The sequence below is a fragment of the Sphingomonas caeni genome, from assembly GCF_026013415.1.
GTDB classification, from domain to species: Bacteria; Pseudomonadota; Alphaproteobacteria; order Sphingomonadales; family Sphingomonadaceae; genus Sphingomonas; species Sphingomonas caeni.
On record NZ_JAPDOK010000009.1, the window covers coordinates 1 to 22,641 of the forward strand.

Here is a 22,641-nt window from a genome sequence, read left to right on the forward strand (position 1 = left end):
GTCAAAACAAGTCTGTCCATCCGCAGTTTGAATCAGAATTTACACTCTTAGGGAATCCTGAATCTCAACAGACCCTAGAGCGAGGCCAACGAGCCGAGGAACGCGGCGATCCTGCCCGGATCCTTGACGCCAGGTGCCGATTCGACGCCCGAGGAGACATCGACTAGCTCGGCACCCGTCACCCGCGCCGCCTCGATCACATTGCCCGGGTCGAGCCCGCCGGAAAGCGCCCATTGCACCGGATGGCGAAAGCCCTGGAGCAGGGTCCAGTCGAAGCGCAGCCCCATCCCCCCGGGAAGCGCGCCCTCGGGGGTCTTGGCGTCATAAAGGACGCGCTCGACCGCGCCGCGGAAGCCGGAAGCGGCATCCAGATCGGCGCGCGTCTTGACCGCCACCGCCGCCCAGACCGGCAGCTGCATCGACGCGGCGCGCTCGGGCGTCACCTTGTGGAGCTGGAGCGTATCGATTCCACAGGCGATCGCGCCGTCGAGGAGGTCGGCATCGGGATCGACGAACACGCCCACCTTGCCGATATGCGCAGGCACCCGCGCGATCAGTTGGCGCGCGCGGTCGAAGCTCAGATGGCGGGGGGAGGGCGGGAAGAAGACGAAGCCGACATGGCTCGCCCCGCCCGCGATCGCCGCGTCGAGCGTTTCGGGCGTCGAAAGGCCGCAGATCTTGGCGGTAACGGGCATGACGCTTCCCTAGGCAGGTTCGCGGCGGTTGACCATGGCCCGGCTGCCGCTAGGCTCATGCTCGAGGATCCGGGGGAGGGGCAGCATGTTTTCGAGGGCGTTTGCGGTACTTCTTCTGTCCACCATCGCGTCGCCGGCGCTGGCGCAGGATTGGCGGATGATCTCGACATCGGCCGATCGTGGCGCGGCGATGCTGATCGATGCCCAGACCGTGACCAACGCCGCCAACGACGTCCATGGGGTCGATATCCTGATTGTGATCAAGGCCGGTGGCGCGCCGATGGATGCGGTGCTTTCCGAGACGCGGATCGATTGCCCGGGGAACAAGATCCGCGTCGGCAAATCGACCTCCTACAATGCTGCCGGCAAGCTGCTGCAGGTCGAGGAGGACCGGCCCGAATTCGGCTGGGATCCGCTGATCGAGGGCAGCAACTATGCCGCGGTTGCCGATGTCGTCTGCGGCAGGACGAAAATGCCGGCCACCCGGTTCGGGCCGGCGCTTCCGATCGGGCCGGTGCGCGCGTTGCTCGCAAAGTCCTGAGGGGGATCGCGGCGGTTGACCCCGCCTCGGCGGGCGCTAACCTGACGGTGCGGAGCGGGGAGTCTAGCATGGTTTTGAAATCATTCGGGATTGCTGCGGCGTTGCTCATTTCGGGCACCGCGCATGCTCAGGACTGGCGCAAGGTGAGCGAGGGTTCGACCACCGGCTCGACCTTCTTCCTCGACGCAGACGGCGCGGGCAAGCCGCAGGCCCTGTCGCGCGGCCATGTGTTCGTGCGGCTGGGCGCCAACGAGGACGGGATCAGCGCGATCGAAACGACGCTCGAGTTCGAATGCGCAACCGGGCGGATGCGCGTGGTCACGATGCGCGGCTATGACGCCGACCACAAGCCGATGGACGAGCATCCGGGCGCCGATAGCTGGGATACGCCGGGGCCGAATACCCAGTTCGGCGTGGTGGGCGAGCTGGTGTGCGGCAAGGAGCCGATGCCCGGGCAAAGCTATGGCTCGGCGCTGCCCTTTACAGGCGGCTAAGAGAATGGCTTGACCAGCACGGTCATGTAGAGCGGCGGGTCCATCGCGATCGGGAAGTCGCGCCGCTCGCCCGAGCGGGCATAGCCGAGCCGCTCGTACCAGGCGATCAGCTCGGCGCGCTGCTCGATCACGGTCATCTCGATCCGCTCGGCGCCGAAATCCTCGCGGGCCATATCCTCGGCGGCGGCGGTGAGCTTTCGCCCGATCCCTCCGGCCTGGAGCAAAGGATCGACGCAGAGCAGCCCCAGATAGGCGGTGCCGCCCCCGCGGTCCTGGACGTTGACGCAGCCGATGATCGTCTCGCCCTGCTGCGTGATCAGCAGCCGGCTCGCGGGATCGTCGATCAGCCGCGTCAGCGTCTCCAGATCGGTGCGCTCGCCCTCGGTGATCAGGTCGGCCTCGTGCGTCCAGCCCGCGCGCGCCGCATCGCCGCGATAGGCGCGCTCGACCACGGGGTGGAGCTGGGGAAGGTCGGCATGGACGGCGGCGCGGATCTGTAGGGCAGCGTTCATATCGCGCCGCCTATAGAAGGGCTTGGGCCGGCGCGATATGCTTGAAGTCGAAGGGAGACGGGGATGATTCGCATCGCATTGACGCTGGGTTTGCTGACCCTGGCGCTCCCCGCCCAGGCGCAGGACTGGCGGCTGGTCACCGCCGACAAGGGCGGGCCGGTCGTGTTCATCGATGCGAAGAGTCCCGCCGGCACCGGGGATACGACCCGTTCCGGGATCATGCTGCTGGTCAACCCGCCCGGCGCCGGGGACTCGGAAGCGATCCGGTTTCTGGTCGAGGTCGACTGCGCCGCGCCGCGTTACCATGTGCTCACGACCTGGAGTCTCGATGCCGATGGCAATGAAGAGGAGGGCCATGAAACCGGGGCCGGCTGGCGCGACACGACCGGCGGTAACGGCAAGAACGCCACCGAGCTGATCTGCGGCCGCAAGCCGCTGGCCGACCCCTCGTTCGGGGCCAAGCCGCCGATCGCCGAAGCGCGCGGGATGATGGACTGATCGCGATGCACAAGCTCCTGCTCGCCGCCGCGCTCACGCTCTTCCCCGCCGCCGCGCATGCCGAGGATTGGGTGCTCGTCAGCGTCGCCGAAAGTCGCATGGGCGCCTTTTTCGTCGATGTGGACAGCATCGAGACCGACGGCGCGATCCGCAGCGGCCGGGTGCTCGCGGTGCTGCGCCTCGATGATCACGGCCGCGCCGCCGCGCTCTCGCCGATCTCGTTCGACTGTAAGGGCCGCCGCCGGATGATCGGCGAGGGCGACGATTACGACATCAACGGCGCGGTGGTCCGTCACACCGAGCCCGCGACGTGGCGCGATATCCAGCCCGGCACCACTTATGAGGAGCTGCTCGAAATGGTGTGCGGCGAAAAGCCGTTCGGCGACCGGCATTTCGGATCGAAGCCGCCGATCGGCGAGGGTCGGGCGCTGCTCGAAGCCGGCGATTCCTGACACCGGCATCGTTTCAAGGGAGGGCATATGCTGCGCATTGCATCGATCGCATTCGGACTGCTCACGGCCAGCGCCGCGCAGGCCCAGGATTGGCGGCTGGTCAGCCTGGGGACCGACCCCGAGGTCGCCATCATCATCGATGCGAATATCGACCGGAGCGATCCGGCGCGGCCGATCGCCTGGGTGCCGCTCATCTATCCCGCCGGCAAGGAGTTCGCCTATGTGAAGGGGCAGATCGCCTTCGATTGCGCGCGCAAGATGACGCGCGGACTTCAGGGCAAGGCCTATGACGAAGCGGGCAAGGTCCTGATCGATGCGGGGGAGCAGGAGGATTGGCAGGCGCCGGCGTCGGGATCGGCGTTCGAACTCGCCTTTGACGTGGTCTGCGAAAATGCGCCGATGGGCGAGAGCCTGGGGACCGGGAGCGCCCTGCCGACCGCGAAGGCGCGCGAGACCCTTGCAAAGGGGCTGGCCGCCGAGGCGCGGCGTTAGCCCTGGAAGGACCGGGTTCCGCGGCGCGTCGCGAAGGTCTTTTCGGGGTCTTCCTGCACATGATAGGCGAAGTGAAGCCGCGCGCCGTCGCGAAGCGTGCGGGTTTCGTAGCCCGGATGGAGGCGTGGCGCTTTCCATTGCTGCGCAACGACCGCGACGGGCTCGTCGTCGAGGATCGCCACCCAGCTGGCCTCTCCGCACGAGATACGGGCAAGATAGTCCGAGGCGATCCGCCCGATCGCTTCACCGAGCGGTAGCGCGTCATCGACCGTGACCGTCTGTTCGTGCTGGGCAAACACGTCGTCGCCGGCGCAAACGCTGTCCCGCGTCAGCGCGATCCGCATGTCACAGCGTCGCTTCGATCGCGCGCGCTGCCATGTCCGGATCGCCGGCCTGGGTGATCGGGCGGCCAACCACCAGGATTGAAGCACCGTCGTCGAGCGCCTGGCGCGGGGTGACGACGCGCTTCTGGTCGCCGTGATGCCCGTCGGCAGGGCGCACCCCGGGGACGACGAAGAAGCCGTGCGGCCAGGCGCGGTGCGCGGCCTTCACCTCGTTGCCCGAGCAGACGATGCCGTCGAGTCCGGCGGATTTCGCCAGTTCGGCGAGGCGGACGACCTGCTCGTGCGGATCAGGCGCGAGGCCGATCGATTCGAGGTCGGAAGGGTCGAGGCTGGTGAGCATCGTCACCGCGACGACCTTGGTTCCCGTAGGCGCAGAGGCCTTGGCATCCTCCATCATCGCGAGGCCTCCGGCGGCGTGCACCGTCAGGATCGCGGGATTGAGCGGACGCAGCGCCTGGATCGCCTTGCCGACGGTATTGGGGATGTCGTGGAACTTCAGATCGAGGAAGATCGGCAGTCCGATATCGGCCATTTCGTGCACGCCCGCGCGCCCGTTCGCCATGAAGAATTCGAGGCCGAGCTTGATCCCGCCGACATGGTTGCGGACCCGGTTCGCGAGCTCCTTCGCCCGCCCCAGATCGGGTGTGTCGAGCGCGACATAGATGCGCGTGCTCACGGGCTCACCTCCAGTAGCGGCGGGCTGGGATCGAGCGGCTCGGCTGGCGCCGGGTCGCCCACCGCGCGCAGGACCTCGAGCGCGCGCTCGAGCCCGGCGATCCGCTGCCTGGTGCGCCAGCGCAGCGCGTGATAGGCGGTCAGCGCGGGGAGGAGGCCGGCGAGGAAGACGAGGATAAGCATCAACGGCAGGCTGAAATCGGCGATCAGGCCGCCCCAGAGATGGATGCTCACCCGCTCGTCGCCATTGGTGATCACGAAGGCCGCGACGAGGCCGCCCAGCAACAGCCAGAACAGCACCTTCAGAAACCGCATCCCGCTCCCTTCCGCTTGGGCATCGCCCAACCTTAGGACGATGGGCGCGGGTTTGCCAGTCTGGGGTTGCTCCGCTTAGGATCGGACATGGCTCATGATCCCGCGCTCGTCACTCGAGCCTATCAGCTGGCGCTCAAATCCTATGAGGAGGGCGGCTGCCCGATCGGATCGGTGCTGGCGCGCGGCTCCGAAATCCTCGGCGAGGGGCATAACCAGCGCGTCCAGAAGGGCGACCCGATCGCGCATGGCGAGATGGACGCGCTCCGCAATGCCGGGCGGCAGGCGAGCTATGCCGGGACCACGCTCTACACCTCGCTCAGCCCGTGCATGATGTGCGCGGGCACGATCGTGCAGTTCAAGATCCCGCACGTCGTGGTGGCGGAGAACACGACTTTCGGCGGCAACGAGGATTTCCTGCGTTCTCACGGGGTGACGGTCGAGATCGTCGATGATCGGCGCTGCATCGATCTGATGCGCCGCTTCATCGCCGAGAAGCCGGCGCTGTGGAACGAGGATATCGCCGAGGATTAGCGCCGCGCCGCCGCGCTCGCATTGCGGATCTTCTCGAACTCGAAGCCGGTGCGCCAGCGTGGCCACAAGCCGTTATTGGCGATGCGCAGGCCCATCAGGTAATAGAGGTCGACATCCTGCGCCGCTCCGCGCAAATCCCATGCCGCATCCCAGGTGTCGCAGGCCTGATGATAGCATTTCATGTAACCGTCGAGCCAAGCCTGCCCCGCCGCGAGCCCGCCCTCGGCGAGATCGGGCGCGCCGCCCAATTGCATGATCAGCAGCGACGGCACGCCCCGCCGCGCGACCGAGAAATGATCGGCGCGGAAATAAAGGCCGCGCTCGGAGAAGGTCTCGCCCACCACCGTGCGGCCCTGCCCGGCGGCGACGGCCATCAGCATCGTGTCCAGCGACGAATTGCCGTTGCCGACCAGCACGACATTCCGCGACGGCCCCGCCGTATTGAGGATGTCGAGCGTCAGGTTCGCGGCGGTGGTCTCCAACGGATAGAGCGGGTGGCTGGCATAATATTCGGAGCCAAGCAGCCCGCGCTCCTCGCCGGTCCACAGCGCGAAGACGAGGGTGCGGTCGGGCCGCTTGCCCGCCTTGAACAGCCGCGCCAGTTCGAGCACGCCCGCCACGCCCATCGCATCGTCGTTCGCGCCCGGGCGGATCGTGCCGTCGGCGGCCTTGCCGTATGCGTCCCAATGCGCGCCGAACATCACCGTCTCGTTCGAATGCCCCTTGCCGGTGAGCCTGGCGATCACGTTGCGGCTCTCGATCCGCTCGACGCTCACCGGCAGCTCGGCGGAGAAGCGCACGCCCTTGAGCTCGGCCGGCCGGAACTTCGCCGAACGCGCCTGGACTCGCAGTGCGTTCAGATCGAGCCCGGCGCCGGCGAACATCCGGTCGGCCATGCCGTGCTCGATCCAGCCCTGGAGCACCAGCCGGTTCTCGCCCGGCCGCGCGGGAATCGCGTAATTCTCGCCGTTGTTCGCGTTGACCGTGGTCCAGGGATAGCCCGCCCCGCCGGTATCATGGACGATCAGCGCCCCCACCGCGCCGCGCCGCGCGGCCTCGTCGAACTTGTAGGTCCAGCGGCCATAATAGGTCATCCGCCGCCCGCCGAACCGGCCATTGGCGTCGTCGCTGGCAGTGGCCTCGAAATCGGGATCGTTGACCAGGAAGACCGCGACCTTGCCGTGCAGATCGACGCCCTTGAAATCGTCCCAGCCCGCCTCCGGCGCGGTCACGCCATAGCCGACGAATACGAGGGGCGCGATGACATCGGCCTTGGGATCGTCGCGCACGGTGGTGACGTTGATCTCCCGGCCCTGATGGACCACCGTCGTTCCGATCGCCATCCCGCCCTCGGGCGAGACGCGGGTATGGATCATCGGCACCTTCTGGATGAAGCTCCCGTCTTCGCCGCCTGGCTCCAGCCCCAGTGTCTTGAACCGCTCGACCAGCCAGGCGACGGTCTTCGCTTCGCCCGGCGTGCCGGGCCCGCGCCCCTCGAATTCGGGCGAGGCGAGCGTCCTGACCGCCTCCGACATCAGCGCCGGATCGGCGGCGAGCCGCGGGGTGCTCGCGGCCAGCAGCGCGAGCAAAGGGAGGGCGAGGAAGCGCTTCATCCCCGCCGTTTAGCGAGCAGCGCGTCCAGACTCCACGCCCCGCCGCCCGCCGCGGCGAGGAACAGGAAGGCGAAGCAATAGAGCATCGCGCCTTCGCCCCCGTTTGCTGCAGGGAAGAAGCTGTGCGGCGCGTGCACCCACCAATAGGCCACCGCCATCTGCCCCGAGAGGATGAAGGCGATCGGCCGGGTGAACAGCCCGAGCAGCACCAGCCCGCCGCCGCCGAATTCGAGGATGCCGAGCGGCAGCGTCAGCGCGTCGGGCGATCCGCCGAAATCGGGGAAGCCGAACAATTTGTCGGTCCCGTGCTGCATGAAGGCGAGCGCGACCGCGATCCGCATCAGGCTGAGCAGCCGCGGCGCCCAGCCCGACGGGATCGGCATCAGGGCTTGCCCCGCTGGGCGTCGACGCTCCAAGCCCCGCCGCCGGCCGCGGCCAGATAGAGGAAGATGAAGCAGTAGAGCATGATCGCCTCGCCGCCATTGGCGCCGGGGAAGAAGCCGTTGGGGGCGTGGAACATGAAATAGCCCACCGCGCACATGCCCGAGGCGATGAACGCCGCGCCGCGGGTGAACAGCCCGATCAGGATCAGCGCGCCGCCGACCAGCTCGATCACGCCCGCCGCGAGCAGCATCGGGGGCAGGGGCGGGGGCACGGGAAAGGGCGGGATATTGAAGAATTTGGAGGTGCCGTGCTGCAGGAAACTCAGCCCTGCGACGATGCGCAGGATGCTGAGGAGCCTGGGGGTCCAGCTATCGGGAATGGGCATGGCGTTTCTCCCTGAAGGGTCAGGCGAGGAAGCTGGCACCCGTATCCACCCCGGTCAATCGCCGCGGATGGCAACGCTGGGTTTCCCAAACCCCTCTCCCTTTGGGAGAGGGAGGGGCCCGCCGCCGAAGGCGGGGGGAGGGTGAGGGTGGCTTCGCCTCAAAGGTCAGCGTGCATGGGAAGGTTCACCCTCACCCTTCCGCGCCTGCGGCGCTCCCTCCCTCTCCCGATGGGAGAGGGATTCAGGCCGTAAACCGCTTGGTGAAGCCCTTGCACCATTTGTCGATCACGTCGGGCACCGCCGAGACATCCTCGACCCGCGCGAGCGGCGGGCCTTCGCGGCAGGCCTCTACCAGTTGCCCGAGCGCTTCCTCCTCGCCATCGGCCAATATCTCGACCCGCCCGTCGCGCAAATTGCGCACCCAGCCGATCAGCCCGAACCGTTTCGCCGTCCGCACCACCCAGTCGCGATAGCTCACGCCCTGAACCCGCCCCGACACGTAGATACGCTGTGTCGCCATGGTCCCCTCACTCTCTTGCGCACCGGAAAACGCCCCGGCCCATGGGCAGACTAGCACCCTGGTGGGGAAGGGCACCCTCATGGACCGGCAATTCACCGCAAACCCGCGCAATTCCGTCGCTTTTCAGGGATAGGTGACCGCAGTCACCTCATATTCGCGCTCGCCCGCGGGCAAAGTCACCCGCCTGAGGTCGCCCACCGCGGCCCCGCGCAGCGCCCGGGCGAGCGGCGCGTTCCATCCGATCCGCCCCGCGCCCGCATCGGCTTCGTCATCACCGACCAAAGTGAGGATGCGCTGATTGTCGTCCTCGTCGGCGATGGTGACGGTGGCGCCGAACCATACCCGTGCGCGGTCTTCCTGCTTCGAGGGATCGACCACCTTGGCGGCCTTCATCCGCTTCGAGAGCCACCCCAGCCGCCGGTCGATCTCGCGCAGCCGCTTGCGGCCATAGATATAGTCGCCATTCTCGCTGCGATCGCCATTCCCCGCCGCCCAGGCGATCGTCTCGACCAGCTTCGGCCGTTCGCCCCCGAACAGCGCGTCATATTCGGCCTTGAGCGCGGAATAGCCGGCGGGGGTGATGTAATTGGGGCGGTCTTCCATCTGGCCCCTATACGTCATCCCGGCGAATGCCGGGAGGAAGAAGGAAGAGGTTCCGCAAAGACGCGAAGGCGCAAAGGGCGTGACCCTTGCCGAAACCGCTTCGCGTCTTTGCGGAAAATCTAAAAGAAAGCTGGGTTCCCGCTTTCGCGGGAATGACGGGAAGAGGAGCCTAACCCGGCGTCCGCTTCCCCAGATACCAGCTCAAATTCGCCGGCCCGTGGCTCCGCGCCCGCTCCGGGTTGAGCAGGTCGTAGACCACCGCGTTCTCGAGCACGCGCTGGACGTAATTCTTGGTCTCGAAGATCGGGATCTTTTCGACCCACAGCACCATGTCGCCGCCGGGCATGCGCGGGTCGCCGTTCGCGGCGATCCATTTGTTCACATTGCCGGGCCCCGCATTATACGCCGCCACCGCGAGCGGATAGCTCTGGTAGAGGTCGAACATCCGCTGGAAATAGGTGCTACCCAGCTGGATATTATAGTCGGTGTCGGTGGTCAGCGCGTCGCGGTTATAGGTCAGCCCCATCTTGCCCGCGGTCTCGCGCGCGGTGCCGGGCATCAGCTGCATCAGCCCGCGCGCGCCGGCATGGCTCACCGCGGTGCGGTCGAACTGGCTTTCCTGGCGGGCGATGGCGTGGATGATCGTCCACAGCCCCTGCGATCCATCGGGCACGCGCACCGAGGGATAGCCGGCGGCGGTATAGTCCGACAGCCCGTTCTCGAGTGCGCTGCGGCCCACCATCACCCCCAGATCGGGCCGCCCGATCGCGCGGCTCAGCTCGGCGGAGAGGATATGGTCGGTGTCGCTGGTCGCATCCTTGGCGATCTGGCGGATGAAGAGCCCCTGGCTCTCATAATCGCCGAGCGTGCCGAGCAACTGCGCCGCGCGCACCGTCTCGCGCTTGTAGAAGCGGTCGCGCACCGCGGGATCGACCACGCGCGCGGTGAAATCGGGCGGACGCTTCAGCGCGCGCCCGAGCCGCTCGGTCGCGAGCTGGCCGTAATAGAGATCGGGGAAGCCCGCAGCCTTTTCGAGATAGACGTTCGCGGTCGCGGCCTGGTTCGAGGCCTCGGCGGCGCGCCCGGCCCAATAGAGCCCCTTCGAATTGGTCTGCGGCGTCTTCGAGCCATGGCCGTAGCGGTCGAACATGCCGACCGCGTCGGCGGGCCGCGCGAGCCGGTACATCGCGGTCTGCCCCGCCAGCCACACCAGGCTCGTATAATCGTCGCGCTCGCCATAGGGGCGGTCGCTGACATCGGTGCCCGCCGGATAGGCGTCGTCGACCTGGCTCGCGATGCGGTAGGCGGTCTCGTACTGACCGTCGGCCAGCGCGCCCTGCGCCATGCTGAGCAGCAGCTCGTACCATTTCTCGACATGGCCGGGCCGGCTGGTGAGCTGGCGCGGCTGGGCGAGATAGGTGCGCGCCGCCATCAGCTGCGAACTGTCGCGCAGCCAGCGCGCGCGGTCGGCGATGAAGCCGGGATCGCCCCGCCATGCCGGCTCGGCCGCCGCGCCCTTCTCCCCGGCATCGGGCGCCTTGGTGCGGAAGGCGATCCGGGCTTCGAACAAGGTGCGCTTGCCCGCCGAGGTCAGCCCGAGCTGGCGCTGCGCCGCGGTGGTCGCGCCCTGCCACAGCAGCATGTCCATCCGCACGTCATGATCGTCGAGCGTCAGCGATCCCGCGAATTGCGAGACCAGCTTGGCCTCGTCCGCGGGCCGCAGCACGCCCGCGCGCCAGGCGCGGCGCGCCTGCTCGCCGGCATCGGCAGGGCGGCCCTGCGCGATCAGCGCCTCGGCGAAGCGGAGATTGCCCGCGGGGGTGAGCGGCGGGAAACGCTCGAAGAAGCGCACCGTGAGGCCGGGGGACCAGGCGCCGTCGGTAAGGACGGTCTCCGCCGCCGCGCGCCGGCTCGTCTCGCCGGGCCAGCCGGGGTGGAGCAGCATGAAGTTCGCATAATCGGCAAAGGGCAGATTGTCCGATTGCTGGATCCGCTTCCACTCGATCACCGCGCCTGCAAGCTCGTCCGACTGGATATAGGCCGGCGGCGTGCGCGGCCCGTCCTGCATCAGCGCGGCGCGGTACCAGTCGATCTGCGCCTGCGTCATCTGCGACGACGCGGCGAGACCCGAAACGCCCACAAGCAACAACGCGCTCTTGATCACTGGAGCCAGCATCTGGACACAATACGAATTCCGCTTCTATCTGCCAGTCCCCATTTCGTTAAATTAGGGATGTTTTCGGGACTATGTTTTCCGGCTCGATTCCGGCGCTCGTGACGCCCTTCCGCAACGGCGCCTTTTCGGAGCCGGATTACCGCGACCATGTTGAATGGCAGATTGCTGAAGGGTCGAGCGCGCTCGTCCCCTGCGGCACCACCGGCGAGGCCGCGACCATGCCCGCGGGCGAGCATTTCGAGGTGGTCCGCGTCTGCGTCGAGCAGGCCAAGGGCAGGGTGCCGGTGATCGCCGGGGCGGGATCGAACGACACGCAGGTCGCGATCGCCAACTGCAAGAGCGCGAAGCAGGTTGGCGCCGACGCGGTGCTGATGGTCCCGCCTTACTATAACCGCCCGAGCCAGGAGGGCATCTTCCGCCATTTCGAGGCGGTGGCGGCGCAGTGTGACCTGCCGATCGTGCTCTACAATGTCCCCGGCCGGACGGTGACCGACATCAAGCCCGAGACGATGGCGCGGATCGTGAACGCCTTCCCGGGCAAGTTCGTCGCGGTCAAGGACGCGACCGGCGACCTCGCCCGCGTCTCCACGCACCGCGCGACCTGCGGGAGTGATTTCGTCCAGCTCAGCGGCAATGACGATCTCGGGCTGGCGTATAATGCGGTCGGGGGCAGGGGGTGCATCTCGGTCTCGGCCAATGTCGCCCCGCGGCTGTGCGCCGATTTCCAGGCGGCGTGCCAGTCGGGGGATTATGCCAGGGCGCTGGAGTTGCACGACAAGCTCTTCCCGTTGCACGTCGCCCTCTTCACCGACGCCTCGCCGGGTCCGGTCAAGTACGCGCTGGGCAAGGTGCGCCCGGGCTTCCCGACCGAGTTGCGGCTGCCGATGACAGAGGCGAACGCGGCGAGCCGGGAGGCGGTCGACGCGGCGTTGAAGCATGCGGGGCTGATCTGAGTCCGATGTAAAGCTTCCTTGTGTAAAAGAGGCTTGTCATCGCCTCGCGACTCACCTATGGAAAAGAAGCTTTCCATAGGGAGGGTCCGATGGACTCCGCGATGAAACACGAAATCCGCCGAATCCTGGTCGTCCAGGGCGGCTGGACCCTGGCCTATGTCCTGGCGATGACCGCGGCGGTCTATGTCGCGATCGGCTATCCGCAGCTCGGCAACTGGCGCTCGGCGATCATGCTGCTGCCGCTGCTCCCTGCCTTTGGAATCCTGCGCTTCACCATCGCCCAGTTCCGCCGCGGCGACGAGATGGTGCGGAAGAACCAGCTGATCGCGGTCGCCTGGGCCTTCGGCATCACCCAGTTCCTGATGGTCAGCTGGTGCCTGCTCGAGGTGGTGGGCTGGCCGCGGCTGCCGATGTGGACGGTCTTCACCGCCGTCCAGGCGATCTGGATCACCTGTATCTGGACGCAGGTGCTGCGGTACCGATGAGGAATATTCTCAAGGAACTCCGCGCGCAGCGGGGCTGGTCGCAGGTCGATCTGGCGGCGAAGCTCCAGGTTTCGCGCCAGACGGTCAACGCGATCGAGAATGGCCGCTACGACCCCAGCCTGCCGCTCGCCTTCGACATCGCCATCCTGTTCGAAATGCCCATCGAGGCACTGTTCTTCAAAGACTGATTTCACTCGAGGAGACGAATGATGACCCATGCAAAGCGCCTTGTGGCGCTGACGGTGGCGCTCGCCCTGGTGACTCCCGGCTTCGCCGCCGATCCGCACCAGTCCGCACCCGTGCCCGACCGCGCAGCAATCGAAGCGCGCGAAGCGGCGATCTTCCCCACCGCCGTCCGCGAGGTTCGCAGCGAGCGCGGCATCGTCGCAGGCACCGCATCGCCGATCGCGGTGGAGGCGGGCGCGCAGGTGCTCCGCGAAGGCGGCACCGCCGCCGACGCCGCCGCCACCACCGCGCTGGTGCAGGTGACGACGATGCTCGGCGCCAATGTCTCGCCTGCCGGCGTGCTCCAGCTCGTCTATTACGAGGCGCGGACCGGCAAGGTGCATGTGCTCGACGCGGGCTGGGGAACGTGGCGCGGCGAAACCTCGCCCGCGACGATCCCGGATACCGATCTCAGCCTCGTCACCGGCCGCGCGGCGACGCTCAAGCCCGGCCCCGCGGGCCGCAAGATGCTGGTCCCCGGCTTCATGGCCGGGATCGAGGCGATGCACACGCGCTTCGGGCGCTTGCCGTTCCGCCGCCTCTTCGATCCGGCGATCTGGTACGCCGATCATGGCGTGCCCGTGACGGGGCTGCTCGCCGCCTATTTCTCGATCGGCACCGCCAAATTGATGGAAACCCCCGAAGGCCGCCGCTTCGCCAAGCCCGGCGGCGCCGATTTCCCCAAGCTGGGCGAGCGCTATCTTCAGCCCGAGCTGGCCAACCTCTACAAGGCCGTCGCCGCCCATGGCGCGCGCGAAATGTATCGCGGCCGCTGGGCCCGCCACTATGTCGATGCGGTCCGCTCCGCCGGGGGCGCAGCGGCAATGGCGGACATGCGGGCCTATGCGCCACGCTGGGGCAAGCCGCTGGAGACCGCGTTCGACGGCGCGACCGTCATGGGGCCCGACGCCCGGAACACCAGCAGCTGCGCGGCGCTCGAAGCGCTCAACCTGATCGGTCATGCGAAGGCGGTGGGGGAGGCGGAAGCCTTCCGCGCCACCGCGCTGGCGCTCCGCGTGGCGATATTCAGCCATTGGGGGCCTGCGGCTGCCGCGTTCGAAAAGGCGGCCGGCATCGGCGGAAGCTGCACGGCGCGGATGAGCCCTGCTTATGGCAGCATCGCATCGGGCGCGATGGAGACGATGCTGGGCGGCACCGCCGATCCCGCACCCGAGGGGCATCACAGCGCGTCGGTGGTGGTAGTCGATCGCTGGGGCAATGTCGCCGCGTTGGTCCATTCGAGCAACACCGCGGTCTGGGGCGATTCGGGAATGGTGGTCGATGGCGTGCCGCTCCCTGTCCCGGCGAGCAATTACCGCCACCTGCTCGTGGGTCTCACCCCGGGTGCGCGCGTGCCGAGCGACATGGCTCCGGTGATCGTCCTCCAGGGCGGCAAGCCCGTCCTCGCGGTGGCGACCATCGGATCCTCGGTGGTGCCCGAAACCGTCCGCCTCGTCGCAACGCTGGGCCGGCCGGGCAGCCTCGCGGCGATTCTCGGCGCGCCGCCGCTGCTGCTCAACTATGAGGAGCAGAGCCTGCCGCTGATGGGCCGCGAGGAATTCGTCCCCGCCGGCCGCTATTCGCCGGCGATGCTCAACGCGGTACGGGCAGGGGGGCTGCGCGTCCGCGAAGTCGATGCCCAGCGCGCGCTTTACGTTCGCGGCACCGCCGCGGTGGCCAGGATCGGCGGGGGAGACCGGCGCAGCGCCGAAGTTCCCGGCGTGCTGACGTTCGCCGCGGCCGAATAGAAATGGGGCGGGGCGCTTCCCTCAAGCGCCCCGACCCCCTACATGCGCTCGCCCATGGCCCGTCCGCGTCCCGCAACCGAAAAGCTCAAGACCGTCGCCGAGAACCGGCGCGCGCGGTACGAGTATTTCATCGAGACGATCTATGAGGCGGGAATCGCGCTTACCGGCACCGAGGTGAAGTCGTTGCGCTTCGGCGAGGGATCGATCGCCGAGGCCTATGCCGAGGTGAAGGACCGGCAGGTGTGGCTGGTCAACGCCAACATCCCCGAATTCTCCCACGGCAACCGCTTCAACCACGAGCCCAAGCGGCCCCGTAAATTGCTCCTTCATGAGCGGGAAATAAACAAGCTCCATGGCGCGGTGGCGCGGGAGGGTATGACGCTCGTCCCGCTGTCCATCTATTTCAACGGGCGCGGGCGGGCGAAGGTCGAGCTCGCGCTCGCCAAGGGCAAGAAGGTGCATGACAAGCGCGAGACCATCAAGGAACGCGACTGGAAGCGCGATCAGCAGCGGATCATGCGCGATCGCGGTTGAAGCACCCCGCGGGCGCATCCGCCGGATGGTCGACAAGGCGACGCCGACCAAGGAGTCAGTCGCCTCGAACCGCTGGCTCAAGCCCGTCGCCGATCGCGTGCTCCACTCGTCGCTGTGGCGCTTCAATCGCCGCTCGGTGCCGCGCGGGGTCGCGCTCGGCATGGTGACGGGCATCCTCGTGCCGATGGGCCAGATCCCTGCCTCGGCGGTGTTCGCGCTGCCGATCCGCGCCAATATCCCCGCCGCCGCGGCCACCACCTTCCTCACCAATCCCTTCACGACTCCTCCGCTCTGGGTCGCGGCCTATTATCTCGGCAGCTGGATGCTCGGGCAGAAGGCGTCGAAGCACGGGCCCGGCCTTCCCGAGACCGGCTGGATCGACTGGCTGCTCCATCAGGCGGGCCCGGCGACGCTCACGGGACTCGTGACGATCACCGCCGCGCTCACCTTGCTGGGATATTTCGGAACGCAGCTCATCTGGCGCTGGTGGATCGCGCGAAAATGGAAGCGCCGGTCGGAATCGCGCAAGGAAATGTTGCGAAACGCATCAGTTTTGCAAGAGTCCGAAAGTCCGGCCTGAACCCCCTGCACGATCGATTGACGGGCCGTATCAGGCGGCTAAGACGGCGCGTCCTAATCTCAGGGGAAACACCCAATGCGTCGCACCTTGATCATCGCCGGCCTGCTCTCCGGCACCGCAGCGCTCGCCGCCTGCGCCGCCCATGAAGCACCCCCGGCGCCCATCGCCGAAGTGCCCGTCGTCGCCGCCGCGCCGACCCCGCCGCCGCCTCCGCCGCGCCCGCAGCCGACCTTCGGCACCTTCGGCTTCGACGTCGCCGGCATGGACCGCAGCGTCACCCCGGGCGACAGCTTCTATAATTTCGCGAACGGCACCTGGGCGAAGAACACCCCGATCCCCAGCGACAAGGCCAATTACGGCGCGTTCAACCTGCTCGCCGACCTGTCGCAGAAGCGCACCAACCAGATCCTCGAGGAGCTGAAGGGCGATCCCAATTCGAAGATCGGCGTCGCCTATTCGACCTATCTCGACACCGCGACGATCGAGGCGAAGGGCCTGGCGCCGATCAAGCCCTGGCTCAACCAGATCGCGGGCCTCAAGGGCAAGGCCGGCTATCCGGCGCTGCTCGCCCAGGCCGACCGCAACGGCGTCCGCATCCCGTTCGGCTGCTTCGTCAACCAGGACGACAAGAACCCCGAAGTCTATGTGCTCAACATGGGCCAGGGCGGCCTCGGCATGCCCGACCGCGACTATTATCTCTCGACCGACGCCAAACTGGTCGAGACCCGTGCGGCCTATCTCAAGCACATCACCAACGTGCTGACCCTTGCCGGCGAGCCCAACGCTCCGGCGCGCGCCGCGGCGATCCTCGCCTTCGAGACCAATATCGCCAAGGTCAGCTGGACGCGCATCGACAGCCGCGACGCCAACAAGACCTACAATATGATGACCGTCGCCGAGCTCAAGAAGAAGGCTCCGGGCTTCGACTTCGCGGCCTATTATGCGGGCATCGGCGCCAATGTCGACAAGGTCATCGTCGCCCAGCCGAGCGCGATCACCGGCATCGCCAAGCTGATCCGGACCACCCCGCTCGCGGTGCTCAAGGACCAGCTGCTCGTCCGCTCGCTCGACAGCTTTTCGGACGTGCTCCCCACCGCTTTCGACAAGGAAAGCTTCTCCTTCTCGGGTACCGTGCTCTCGGGCACGCCCGAGCAGCAAGTCCGCTGGAAGCGCGCGTCGGACTGGACCGCGGGCGCGCTCGAGGACGAGGTCTCGAAAATCTATGTGGCGAAATTCTATCCGCCCGAGACCAAGGCCAAGGCCGACCAGCTCGTCAAGAACGTCATCGCCGCGATGGACCGCCGCATCGACAAGCTCGACTGGATGGCGCCCGAGACCAAGGTGAAGGCGCATGCCAAGCTCGCCGCCTTCACCCCGAAGATCGGCTATCCCGACCGCTGGCGCGATTATTCGAGCCTGACGATCACGTCCGGGGATGCGTTCGGCAACAAGCTGCGCGCGAACAACTGGGCACATGAGGAGAATATCGGCCATCTCGGTAAGCCGATCCAGCGCTGGGAATGGGGCATGACTCCGATGGAAGTGAACGCCTATGCCAATTTCGGCATGGTCGAGATCGTCTTCCCCGCCGCGATCCTCCAGCCGCCCTTCTTCGATCCGAACGCCGACGACGCGGTCAATTATGGTGGCATCGGCGCGGTGATCGGGCACGAGCTCAGCCACCATTTCGACGACCAGGGCGCCAAGTACGACGCCACCGGCAAGCTCACCGACTGGTGGACGCCGCAGGACGTGGCGAACTTCAAGCAGCGTACGGATGCGCTGGTCGCCGAATATGACCAGTATGAGCCGCTGCCGGGCATGCATGTGAAGGGGGCGCTGACGCTCGGCGAGAATGTCGCCGATCTCGCGGGCCTGACGGTCGCCTATGACGCCTATCATTATTCGCTGGGCGGCCAGGACGCGCCGGTGATCGACGGCTTTACCGGCGATCAGCGCTTCTATCTCGGCTGGGCCCAGGTGTGGCGCCGCAACTATCGCGAGGCGAACCTGCGCCAGCGCCTCCTGACCGACCCGCATTCGCCGTCCGAGCAGCGCGCCGCGGTCGTCCGCAACCTCGACCCCTGGTACGCGGCTTTCTCGCCCGATCCGGCGTCGAAGCTGTTCCTGACGCCGGCGAACCGCGTGCGGATCTGGTAAGCCAATCTCCCTCTCCCATCGGGAGAAGGAAGGGGCCCGCGCCGAAGGCGTGGGAAGGGTGAGGGCAGCCTGTCCTCACCCTTCCGCGCCTCCGGCGCTCCCTCCCTCTCCCAAGTGGGAGAGGGATTTTCTTGACCCCGCTCGCCTGACCGAACATCGGTAATCCCATGGCGACGCTCCCAGCATCCCCCGCGCCGAAACCGCTCCTCCCGCTGCTCGCGGCCGTCCTTGCGGGCTTCGCCGCCGCCGCCATCGTCCTGCTCACCCTCAACGACCGCGCGGTCGCGATCGGGTTCGTCGGGGCGGGGCTGATCGCCGCCGCCACCATCTTCGCCGTACGCCGCATCATCCAGCCGATCGCCGCGGCCGAGCCGCTGATCGACTGGTCGGTCGCCCAGGCGCTCGCCTCCGCCAGCGACGATGCCCTTGCGGTCACCGATCGCGCCGGGCGGCTGGTCTGCGCAAATGACCGGTTCGAGATCCTCTTCGCCGGCTTCCCCACGCCGCCGGGCCTGCCGGTCAGCGATGGCGACGCCAACCGCCTCGGCGATGCCGGCCGCGCGGCGTGGCGCGACGGGGAAGGGCGGGCCGAGGGGCTCCAGGTGTTCGGCTCCCCCATCGCCGCGCGCGTCCAGCGGATCGGCGAGGACATCCTCGTCTGGCGCTTCATCGGCGTGCAGGCGCTCGATCTGACCGCGCAGGTCCAGGCGCTGATCGCGGGACATACCGGCGACCGGATGGGCGGGGCGGGGATCATGACCGTAATGGTCACCCCCGAAGGCCGCATCCGCACCGCCAACCGCGTCTTCCGCCTGCGCGCGCTCGGCAGTGCCGAGGCCAATCCCGAGGGCCGTGACTTCGCCCGCCTGCTGATCACCGACAGCGCCGGGCTGGTCCGTTTCGAGCGGGAAGGGCTCACGGGTACGCCACTGCGCGTCCTCCAGATCCCCTTTCTCGAGGGCGAGGACGCCCCGATGCTCGTGGCCCTGCTCGACGAGGAGCCCGGCAAGGGCGTCGCCAGCCCCGCGATCGGCGCGAGCGCCACCGCGCATGTCCGCTCGCTGATCGCCTTGTTGCCCTCGGGGATCGCTTTGGTCGACCGCGACGGGCGCTTCGTGAGCATGAACGATGCCTTCGTTCGCGCCACGCGGATCAACGCCGCCGCCCCGCCGCTCTATCCAGGCGACCTGGTCGTGCGCGAGGACAAGGGTCCGCTCGCCGATGCGGTGCGCAAGTTCGCCGGGGGCCAGTCGCAATCGGCCGAGATGACCGTCCGCTTCGTCGACGCTCCCGACGAGGGCGTCTCGATCAAGCTCGCCGGCGCGCGCGGGCTGGGCGATGCGGCGGTGCTGATCAGCCTCAAGGATTCGGGCGAGGAGGGGAAGCTCAAGCGCCAGGTCGCGCAGGCCACCAAGATGCAGGCGGTCGGCCAGCTCGCGGGCGGCGTTGCGCATGATTTCAACAATATCCTGACCGCGATCATCGGGCATTGCGACCTGATGCTCGAGCGCCATTCCCCCGGCGACGGCGATTATGACGACATCCAGCAGATCCGCGCCAATTCGAACCGCGCCGCGTCGCTGACCCGCCAGCTCCTCGCCTTTTCGCGCCAGCAGACGCTGCGGCCGCAGATCCTCCAGCTGCCGGACGTGATCTCGGAGGTGTCGAACCTGCTCAAGCGCCTGCTCGGCGAGACGGTGATCCTCGACGTCAAGCATGGCCGCAATCTCGGCCCGGTCCGCGCCGATCCCGGCCAGCTCGAACAGGTCGTGGTCAATCTTGGCGTCAACGCCCGCGACGCAATGCTCTCGGCCAATCCGAACGGCGGCGGCACGCTCACCATCGAGACGATGGCGGTCAGTTCGGCGGACGTACGCGCGATGGAGGACGATATCCTCCCCGTCGGCGATTATACCGCGCTGCGCATCTCCGACACCGGCACCGGCATCCCGCCCGAGATCCTCGGCAAGATCTTCGAGCCCTTCTTCACGACCAAGGAGATCGGCAAGGGCACCGGCCTCGGCCTCTCCACGGTCTACGGCATCATCAAGCAATCGGGCGGCTTCATCTTCGCCGACAATAACGAGGCCGGCGGCGCCGAATTCACCATCTACCTGCCCGTCCACGCCGCCGCCGAGGATGCCGTCGCCAAGCCGCTTGCGCCCAAGGAAAAGCCTGCCGATCTCTGGGGCAGCGGCACGATTCTCGTGGTCGAGGACGAGGATATGGTCCGCACCATCGCCGAGCGCGCGCTGACGCGTCAGGGCTACACCGTCATCACCGCCGAGAATGGCGAGGTCGCGCTCGAGCTGCTCGAAACCGCCGAGCGGCCCGACCTGCTCGTCTCCGACGTGGTCATGCCGCTGATGGACGGCCCCACCATGGCGCGCCATGTCCGCGCCAAATATCCCGACCTGCCGATCCTGTTCATGTCGGGCTATGCCGAGGAGCAGCTGCGCAAGTCGATCGACCTCGACAATGTCGCCTTCCTGCCCAAACCCTTCTCGGTCCAGCAGCTGGCTGAAGCGGCGCGCGACATTATGCCTGCGAAATAAGCACTTGGCGTAACGATACCGATCTGTAAGAAATTCGCCGCATGGCCGCCCAACGCATCCTGATCGTCGAGGACGAACCGCTGATCGCGATGATGCTCGAGGATTTCCTGGAAGCGCTCGGCCGCGAGCTGGTGGGCGTGGCCGACAGCGTCGCCGATGCGATCGCCGCAGTCGAGATTGGCGGGATCGACGCTGCGATCCTCGACGTCAATCTGCGCGGGGGCGAACAGAGCTGGGCCGTCGCCGACGCGCTGGCGAAGGCGGGCATCCCCTTCCTGCTCTCGACTGGCGCGGGCGGCGACAGCATCGCCGAGGCCTATCGCGGCCGCCCGACGCTCTCCAAGCCCTTCACCATGGACGCGGTGGAGCGGGCGCTCGACGCGCTCGTCTGACTATCGCGCCCAATGCTCGAGGAATTCGGGCAGGTTGGGCAGCACGTCGATCATTCCGTGGAGCAGCACGACGAGCATCAGGCTCCGCGTCCGCGCCCAGACCGTCCCGAAGAACAGGCTGAGCGGCGAGAGCGTCGCCACGGTGAACGCCATCACCTGCACCACATCGGGCGACCAGCCATCGGTCTCGGCATTGCCGCGCAGATAGAGGCCGGGGACATGCGCCAGCGCGAACAGGATCGAGGCGAGCGGCACCGCCGCCATCGGTGACTTGAGCACCGCCGCGAGTCTGCTCTGGAGCACCGCGCGGAACAGGAATTCCTCGCACAGCCCCGCCTCCAGCGTGATCCAGAGATACGAGACCGGCGCCGCCCAGAGCAGGGTCGCCCGGCTCGGATGCAAGTCCCCGATCTGCTTGAGCGACGGGCTCACCACCGCGAGCAGCCCGAGAAAGATCAGGCTCAGCACCACCAGCACCGGCCAGAAGCCCCGCCGCTCGGTGCCGCTGTCGAACAGCGGCTTCACCCGCGCGCCCAGCGCGATCAGCAGGAAGGCGGGCAGGGCGACATGCACCACCAGCTTGCCCGCCAGCACGATGATATCCTGTGCCTGCCCCGCCTCGGCCAGCGCCCTGAGCGCGCCCATTCCCCAGCCGAGAAAGGCGAAGGCATAGAGGACAAGGTAGAGCAGCACCGCGCCCAGCTCGAGCCCCGGGCGGTCCACCGGCGTCTCGGGCGGGTCGGTCCGCAGCGTAAGCACCCAGGCGATCCCGGTGCATACCACCCCGAAAATGCCGAGCGAGATCAGCGGAAAGGTCCAGTCGGCCCCCTTCATCGCCAGATATCCGGTCGCCGCGGCCCACAGCATGGCATAGATGCCCCAGGCGGTGAGATTGGCGCGGTTCGTCATGGATATCCTCCTGACATGGTGAATTAGTCACATAACACACTAAAGTCCATAGCGCTGGCGAAACGACTTTGGCCGTGCCAGCATCGGCCCATGACCCGCTTCGTCACCCGCCGCCGCGCGATCGCCGCCGCCGCCATCCTCGCGGTGCTGCTTGCGCTGCTCTTCGTCACCTTCGAGATCAGCAAGGCCGCCTGCTGGCAGCTGATCGGCACGCCGGTCTGCAAGGTCGAAACCGACGAAAAGCTGATTGCGCTCACCTTCGACGACGGACCCACCCCGCTCGGCGTCGACGCGGTCCTCCCCGTGCTCGAGCGCTATGGCGCGCACGCCACCTTCTTCCTCGTCGGGCAGGAGATGGAATGGCACCCTGGCCAGGCCCAGCGCCTCGTCGCGGCGGGCCACGAGCTCGGCAATCACAGCTTCTACCACCAGCGCATGTGGGGCCTCTTCCCCGGCAGCTACGAGGCCGAGATCCGCCGCACCGACGCGCTGCTCCGCGCCGCGGGCCAGCCCAACCCGCATTTCTTCCGCCCGCCCAACGGCAAGAAGCTCACCGGCCTCCCGATCGCGGTCGCCCGCGCCGGTTACACCACCGTCACCTGGGACTATGAGGACCAGATGACCGGCCCCAGCGCGCGTGCTTTCGCCGACACCACCCTCGCGCGGGTGAAGCCCGGATCGATCGTGGTGATGCACGTCATGTACAAGCCCGGCCAGGTCCAGCGCGACGCGCTCCCGCTGATCCTCGAAGGGCTGAAGGCGCGGGGCTATCGCGTGGTGACGGTCGGCGAGTTGCTCAAGCACGCGCGCTGACGATTTTTCGCCGGGGATGTCACATCCGGCAAGCCTGTCTCGTCATGTCATCGCAAG

General features: G+C 67.4%; 28 protein-coding genes. 16 read left to right on the plus strand and 12 right to left on the minus strand.

Annotated elements, in window-relative coordinates; genetic code table 11:
* Window positions 1–74: 74 nt before the first annotated feature.
* The gene (locus tag OF829_RS17685; protein ID WP_264941487.1) at window positions 75–695 is read right to left on the minus strand and encodes a phosphoribosylanthranilate isomerase; all 621 of its coding nucleotides are present in this window, start codon (window positions 693–695) and stop codon (window positions 75–77) included.
* Window positions 696–780: 85 nt separating this feature from the next.
* Here OF829_RS17685 and OF829_RS17690 point away from each other — a divergent pair, with 85 nt between their 5' ends.
* Both OF829_RS17690 and OF829_RS17695 read left to right on the plus strand, forming a co-directional pair.
* Window positions 781–1,236 (plus strand): surface-adhesin E family protein, encoded by a 456-nt coding sequence (locus OF829_RS17690; RefSeq protein ID WP_264941488.1) that lies wholly within the window; start codon window positions 781–783, stop codon window positions 1,234–1,236.
* A gap of 68 nt (window positions 1,237–1,304) precedes the next feature.
* A complete protein-coding gene (locus tag OF829_RS17695; RefSeq protein ID WP_264941489.1) occupies window positions 1,305–1,730 on the plus strand; it encodes a hypothetical protein in 426 nt (141 codons plus the stop codon).
* Here OF829_RS17695 and OF829_RS17700 read toward each other — a convergent pair.
* Window positions 1,727–2,242, minus strand: a complete 516-nt coding sequence (locus OF829_RS17700; RefSeq protein WP_264941490.1) for a GNAT family N-acetyltransferase — start codon at window positions 2,240–2,242, stop codon at window positions 1,727–1,729. The genes OF829_RS17695 and OF829_RS17700 overlap by 4 nt on opposite strands.
* Window positions 2,243–2,305: 63 nt before the next feature.
* Between OF829_RS17700 and OF829_RS17705 the strand changes: the two genes are divergently transcribed.
* From OF829_RS17705 to OF829_RS17715, 3 genes are read left to right on the plus strand one after another with little or no spacing between them, the layout of a single operon-like run.
* Window positions 2,306–2,740, plus strand: coding sequence for a hypothetical protein (locus OF829_RS17705; RefSeq protein WP_264941491.1), 435 nt, complete (start codon window positions 2,306–2,308; stop codon window positions 2,738–2,740).
* 5 nt (window positions 2,741–2,745) lie between these two features.
* Window positions 2,746–3,192 carry a surface-adhesin E family protein gene (locus OF829_RS17710; RefSeq protein ID WP_264941492.1) on the plus strand — a complete coding sequence of 149 codons (447 nt, stop codon included), beginning with the start codon at window positions 2,746–2,748 and terminating at the stop codon, window positions 3,190–3,192.
* A gap of 27 nt (window positions 3,193–3,219) precedes the next feature.
* Window positions 3,220–3,684 (plus strand): surface-adhesin E family protein, encoded by a 465-nt coding sequence (locus OF829_RS17715; protein ID WP_264941493.1) that lies wholly within the window; start codon window positions 3,220–3,222, stop codon window positions 3,682–3,684.
* Here OF829_RS17715 and OF829_RS17720 read toward each other — a convergent pair.
* Genes OF829_RS17720 through OF829_RS17730 form a run of 3 tightly spaced genes read right to left on the minus strand, consistent with a single transcriptional unit; the run spans window position 3,681 to window position 5,018 of the window.
* Window positions 3,681–4,028, minus strand: a complete 348-nt coding sequence (locus tag OF829_RS17720; RefSeq protein ID WP_264941494.1) for a hypothetical protein — start codon at window positions 4,026–4,028, stop codon at window positions 3,681–3,683. The two genes, OF829_RS17715 and OF829_RS17720, sit on opposite strands and share 4 nt — an antisense overlap.
* A 1-nt stretch (window position 4,029) precedes the next feature.
* Complete coding sequence (gene pyrF / locus OF829_RS17725; protein ID WP_264941495.1) at window positions 4,030–4,704, minus strand: orotidine-5'-phosphate decarboxylase; 675 nt, start codon at window positions 4,702–4,704, stop codon at window positions 4,030–4,032.
* On the minus strand, window positions 4,701–5,018 hold the full coding sequence (locus OF829_RS17730) for a LapA family protein (protein WP_264941496.1): 318 nt from the start codon (window positions 5,016–5,018) through the stop codon (window positions 4,701–4,703). Before OF829_RS17730 ends, pyrF begins: the two co-directional genes overlap by 4 nt.
* An 87-nt stretch (window positions 5,019–5,105) precedes the next feature.
* Between OF829_RS17730 and OF829_RS17735 the strand changes: the two genes are divergently transcribed.
* Window positions 5,106–5,549, plus strand: coding sequence for a nucleoside deaminase (locus OF829_RS17735; protein WP_264941497.1), 444 nt, complete (start codon window positions 5,106–5,108; stop codon window positions 5,547–5,549).
* Here the strand turns inward: OF829_RS17735 and OF829_RS17740 are convergent.
* The 6 genes from OF829_RS17740 to OF829_RS17765 all read right to left on the minus strand — a co-directional run bounded on the left by OF829_RS17740 (window position 5,546) and on the right by OF829_RS17765 (window position 11,230).
* Window positions 5,546–7,162, minus strand: a complete 1,617-nt coding sequence (locus OF829_RS17740) for a M28 family peptidase (protein WP_264941498.1) — start codon at window positions 7,160–7,162, stop codon at window positions 5,546–5,548. The genes OF829_RS17735 and OF829_RS17740 overlap by 4 nt on opposite strands.
* Window positions 7,159–7,545 (minus strand): DoxX family protein, encoded by a 387-nt coding sequence (locus tag OF829_RS17745; RefSeq protein ID WP_264941499.1) that lies wholly within the window; start codon window positions 7,543–7,545, stop codon window positions 7,159–7,161. The genes OF829_RS17740 and OF829_RS17745 overlap by 4 nt, the downstream gene beginning before the upstream one ends.
* Window positions 7,545–7,931, minus strand: a complete 387-nt coding sequence (locus OF829_RS17750; RefSeq protein ID WP_264941500.1) for a DoxX family protein — start codon at window positions 7,929–7,931, stop codon at window positions 7,545–7,547. The genes OF829_RS17745 and OF829_RS17750 overlap by 1 nt, the downstream gene beginning before the upstream one ends.
* Before the next feature lie 241 nt (window positions 7,932–8,172).
* Entirely contained in the window at window positions 8,173–8,451 is a 279-nt protein-coding gene (locus OF829_RS17755; RefSeq protein WP_264941501.1) for an acylphosphatase, read from the minus strand.
* A 123-nt stretch (window positions 8,452–8,574) separates the two neighbouring features.
* Complete coding sequence (gene greB, locus OF829_RS17760) at window positions 8,575–9,054, minus strand: transcription elongation factor GreB (protein WP_264941502.1); 480 nt, start codon at window positions 9,052–9,054, stop codon at window positions 8,575–8,577.
* 169 nt (window positions 9,055–9,223) lie between these two features.
* Window positions 9,224–11,230 carry a lytic transglycosylase domain-containing protein gene (locus OF829_RS17765; protein ID WP_264941503.1) on the minus strand — a complete coding sequence of 669 codons (2,007 nt, stop codon included), beginning with the start codon at window positions 11,228–11,230 and terminating at the stop codon, window positions 9,224–9,226.
* Between the two features lie 71 nt (window positions 11,231–11,301).
* Between OF829_RS17765 and dapA the strand changes: the two genes are divergently transcribed.
* The 9 genes from dapA (at window position 11,302) to OF829_RS17810 (ending at window position 20,862) form a co-directional block, all read left to right on the plus strand.
* The gene (dapA, locus tag OF829_RS17770; RefSeq protein ID WP_264941504.1) at window positions 11,302–12,183 is read left to right on the plus strand and encodes a 4-hydroxy-tetrahydrodipicolinate synthase; all 882 of its coding nucleotides are present in this window, start codon (window positions 11,302–11,304) and stop codon (window positions 12,181–12,183) included.
* A 101-nt stretch (window positions 12,184–12,284) separates the two neighbouring features.
* Complete coding sequence (locus OF829_RS17775; RefSeq protein ID WP_264941505.1) at window positions 12,285–12,668, plus strand: hypothetical protein; 384 nt, start codon at window positions 12,285–12,287, stop codon at window positions 12,666–12,668.
* Window positions 12,665–12,856 carry a helix-turn-helix transcriptional regulator gene (locus OF829_RS17780; protein WP_264941506.1) on the plus strand — a complete coding sequence of 64 codons (192 nt, stop codon included), beginning with the start codon at window positions 12,665–12,667 and terminating at the stop codon, window positions 12,854–12,856. The genes OF829_RS17775 and OF829_RS17780 overlap by 4 nt, the downstream gene beginning before the upstream one ends.
* A gap of 18 nt (window positions 12,857–12,874) precedes the next feature.
* Window positions 12,875–14,641 carry a gamma-glutamyltransferase family protein gene (locus OF829_RS17785; RefSeq protein WP_264941507.1) on the plus strand — a complete coding sequence of 589 codons (1,767 nt, stop codon included), beginning with the start codon at window positions 12,875–12,877 and terminating at the stop codon, window positions 14,639–14,641.
* Window positions 14,642–14,695: 54 nt separating this feature from the next.
* Window positions 14,696–15,175: an SsrA-binding protein SmpB gene (gene smpB / locus OF829_RS17790; protein ID WP_264941508.1), complete on the plus strand. Its 480-nt coding sequence runs from the start codon at window positions 14,696–14,698 to the stop codon at window positions 15,173–15,175.
* A 25-nt stretch (window positions 15,176–15,200) separates the two neighbouring features.
* Complete coding sequence (locus OF829_RS17795; RefSeq protein WP_264941509.1) at window positions 15,201–15,755, plus strand: DUF2062 domain-containing protein; 555 nt, start codon at window positions 15,201–15,203, stop codon at window positions 15,753–15,755.
* A gap of 75 nt (window positions 15,756–15,830) precedes the next feature.
* Window positions 15,831–17,915: a M13 family metallopeptidase gene (locus OF829_RS17800; RefSeq protein WP_264941510.1), complete on the plus strand. Its 2,085-nt coding sequence runs from the start codon at window positions 15,831–15,833 to the stop codon at window positions 17,913–17,915.
* Window positions 17,916–18,082: 167 nt separating this feature from the next.
* On the plus strand, window positions 18,083–20,470 hold the full coding sequence (locus tag OF829_RS17805) for a hybrid sensor histidine kinase/response regulator (protein ID WP_264941511.1): 2,388 nt from the start codon (window positions 18,083–18,085) through the stop codon (window positions 20,468–20,470).
* A 41-nt stretch (window positions 20,471–20,511) separates the two neighbouring features.
* Complete coding sequence (locus OF829_RS17810; RefSeq protein WP_264941512.1) at window positions 20,512–20,862, plus strand: response regulator; 351 nt, start codon at window positions 20,512–20,514, stop codon at window positions 20,860–20,862.
* Here the strand turns inward: OF829_RS17810 and OF829_RS17815 are convergent, their stop codons facing one another.
* Entirely contained in the window at window positions 20,863–21,771 is a 909-nt protein-coding gene (locus OF829_RS17815; protein WP_264941513.1) for a CPBP family intramembrane glutamic endopeptidase, read from the minus strand.
* 90 nt (window positions 21,772–21,861) lie between these two features.
* Between OF829_RS17815 and OF829_RS17820 the strand changes: the two genes are divergently transcribed.
* The gene (locus OF829_RS17820) at window positions 21,862–22,584 is read left to right on the plus strand and encodes a polysaccharide deacetylase family protein (protein ID WP_264941514.1); all 723 of its coding nucleotides are present in this window, start codon (window positions 21,862–21,864) and stop codon (window positions 22,582–22,584) included.
* The last annotated feature ends 57 nt before the right edge of the window (window positions 22,585–22,641 follow it).

Coding starts and splice junctions, on each gene's coding strand:
- OF829_RS17780 (WP_264941506.1), top strand. CDS start 12,665: ATGAGGAATATTCTCAAGGAACTCCGCGCGCAGCGGGGCTGGTCGCAG.
- OF829_RS17710 (WP_264941492.1), top strand. CDS start 2,746: ATGCACAAGCTCCTGCTCGCCGCCGCGCTCACGCTCTTCCCCGCCGCC.
- dapA (WP_264941504.1), top strand. CDS start 11,302: ATGTTTTCCGGCTCGATTCCGGCGCTCGTGACGCCCTTCCGCAACGGC.
- OF829_RS17715 (WP_264941493.1), top strand. CDS start 3,220: ATGCTGCGCATTGCATCGATCGCATTCGGACTGCTCACGGCCAGCGCC.
- OF829_RS17745 (WP_264941499.1), bottom strand. CDS start 7,545: ATGCCGATCCCGTCGGGCTGGGCGCCGCGGCTGCTCAGCCTGATGCGG.
- OF829_RS17755 (WP_264941501.1), bottom strand. CDS start 8,451: ATGGCGACACAGCGTATCTACGTGTCGGGGCGGGTTCAGGGCGTGAGC.
- OF829_RS17700 (WP_264941490.1), bottom strand. CDS start 2,242: ATGAACGCTGCCCTACAGATCCGCGCCGCCGTCCATGCCGACCTTCCC.
- smpB (WP_264941508.1), top strand. CDS start 14,696: ATGGCCCGTCCGCGTCCCGCAACCGAAAAGCTCAAGACCGTCGCCGAG.
- OF829_RS17765 (WP_264941503.1), bottom strand. CDS start 11,230: ATGCTGGCTCCAGTGATCAAGAGCGCGTTGTTGCTTGTGGGCGTTTCG.
- OF829_RS17795 (WP_264941509.1), top strand. CDS start 15,201: ATGGTCGACAAGGCGACGCCGACCAAGGAGTCAGTCGCCTCGAACCGC.
- OF829_RS17685 (WP_264941487.1), bottom strand. CDS start 695: ATGCCCGTTACCGCCAAGATCTGCGGCCTTTCGACGCCCGAAACGCTC.
- OF829_RS17730 (WP_264941496.1), bottom strand. CDS start 5,018: ATGCGGTTTCTGAAGGTGCTGTTCTGGCTGTTGCTGGGCGGCCTCGTC.
- OF829_RS17750 (WP_264941500.1), bottom strand. CDS start 7,931: ATGCCCATTCCCGATAGCTGGACCCCCAGGCTCCTCAGCATCCTGCGC.
- OF829_RS17815 (WP_264941513.1), bottom strand. CDS start 21,771: ATGACGAACCGCGCCAATCTCACCGCCTGGGGCATCTATGCCATGCTG.
- OF829_RS17810 (WP_264941512.1), top strand. CDS start 20,512: ATGGCCGCCCAACGCATCCTGATCGTCGAGGACGAACCGCTGATCGCG.
- OF829_RS17735 (WP_264941497.1), top strand. CDS start 5,106: ATGGCTCATGATCCCGCGCTCGTCACTCGAGCCTATCAGCTGGCGCTC.
- OF829_RS17690 (WP_264941488.1), top strand. CDS start 781: ATGTTTTCGAGGGCGTTTGCGGTACTTCTTCTGTCCACCATCGCGTCG.
- OF829_RS17705 (WP_264941491.1), top strand. CDS start 2,306: ATGATTCGCATCGCATTGACGCTGGGTTTGCTGACCCTGGCGCTCCCC.
- OF829_RS17720 (WP_264941494.1), bottom strand. CDS start 4,028: ATGCGGATCGCGCTGACGCGGGACAGCGTTTGCGCCGGCGACGACGTG.
- OF829_RS17820 (WP_264941514.1), top strand. CDS start 21,862: ATGACCCGCTTCGTCACCCGCCGCCGCGCGATCGCCGCCGCCGCCATC.
- OF829_RS17775 (WP_264941505.1), top strand. CDS start 12,285: ATGAAACACGAAATCCGCCGAATCCTGGTCGTCCAGGGCGGCTGGACC.
- OF829_RS17805 (WP_264941511.1), top strand. CDS start 18,083: ATGGCGACGCTCCCAGCATCCCCCGCGCCGAAACCGCTCCTCCCGCTG.
- OF829_RS17800 (WP_264941510.1), top strand. CDS start 15,831: ATGCGTCGCACCTTGATCATCGCCGGCCTGCTCTCCGGCACCGCAGCG.
- OF829_RS17740 (WP_264941498.1), bottom strand. CDS start 7,162: ATGAAGCGCTTCCTCGCCCTCCCTTTGCTCGCGCTGCTGGCCGCGAGC.
- OF829_RS17695 (WP_264941489.1), top strand. CDS start 1,305: ATGGTTTTGAAATCATTCGGGATTGCTGCGGCGTTGCTCATTTCGGGC.
- greB (WP_264941502.1), bottom strand. CDS start 9,054: ATGGAAGACCGCCCCAATTACATCACCCCCGCCGGCTATTCCGCGCTC.
- OF829_RS17785 (WP_264941507.1), top strand. CDS start 12,875: ATGATGACCCATGCAAAGCGCCTTGTGGCGCTGACGGTGGCGCTCGCC.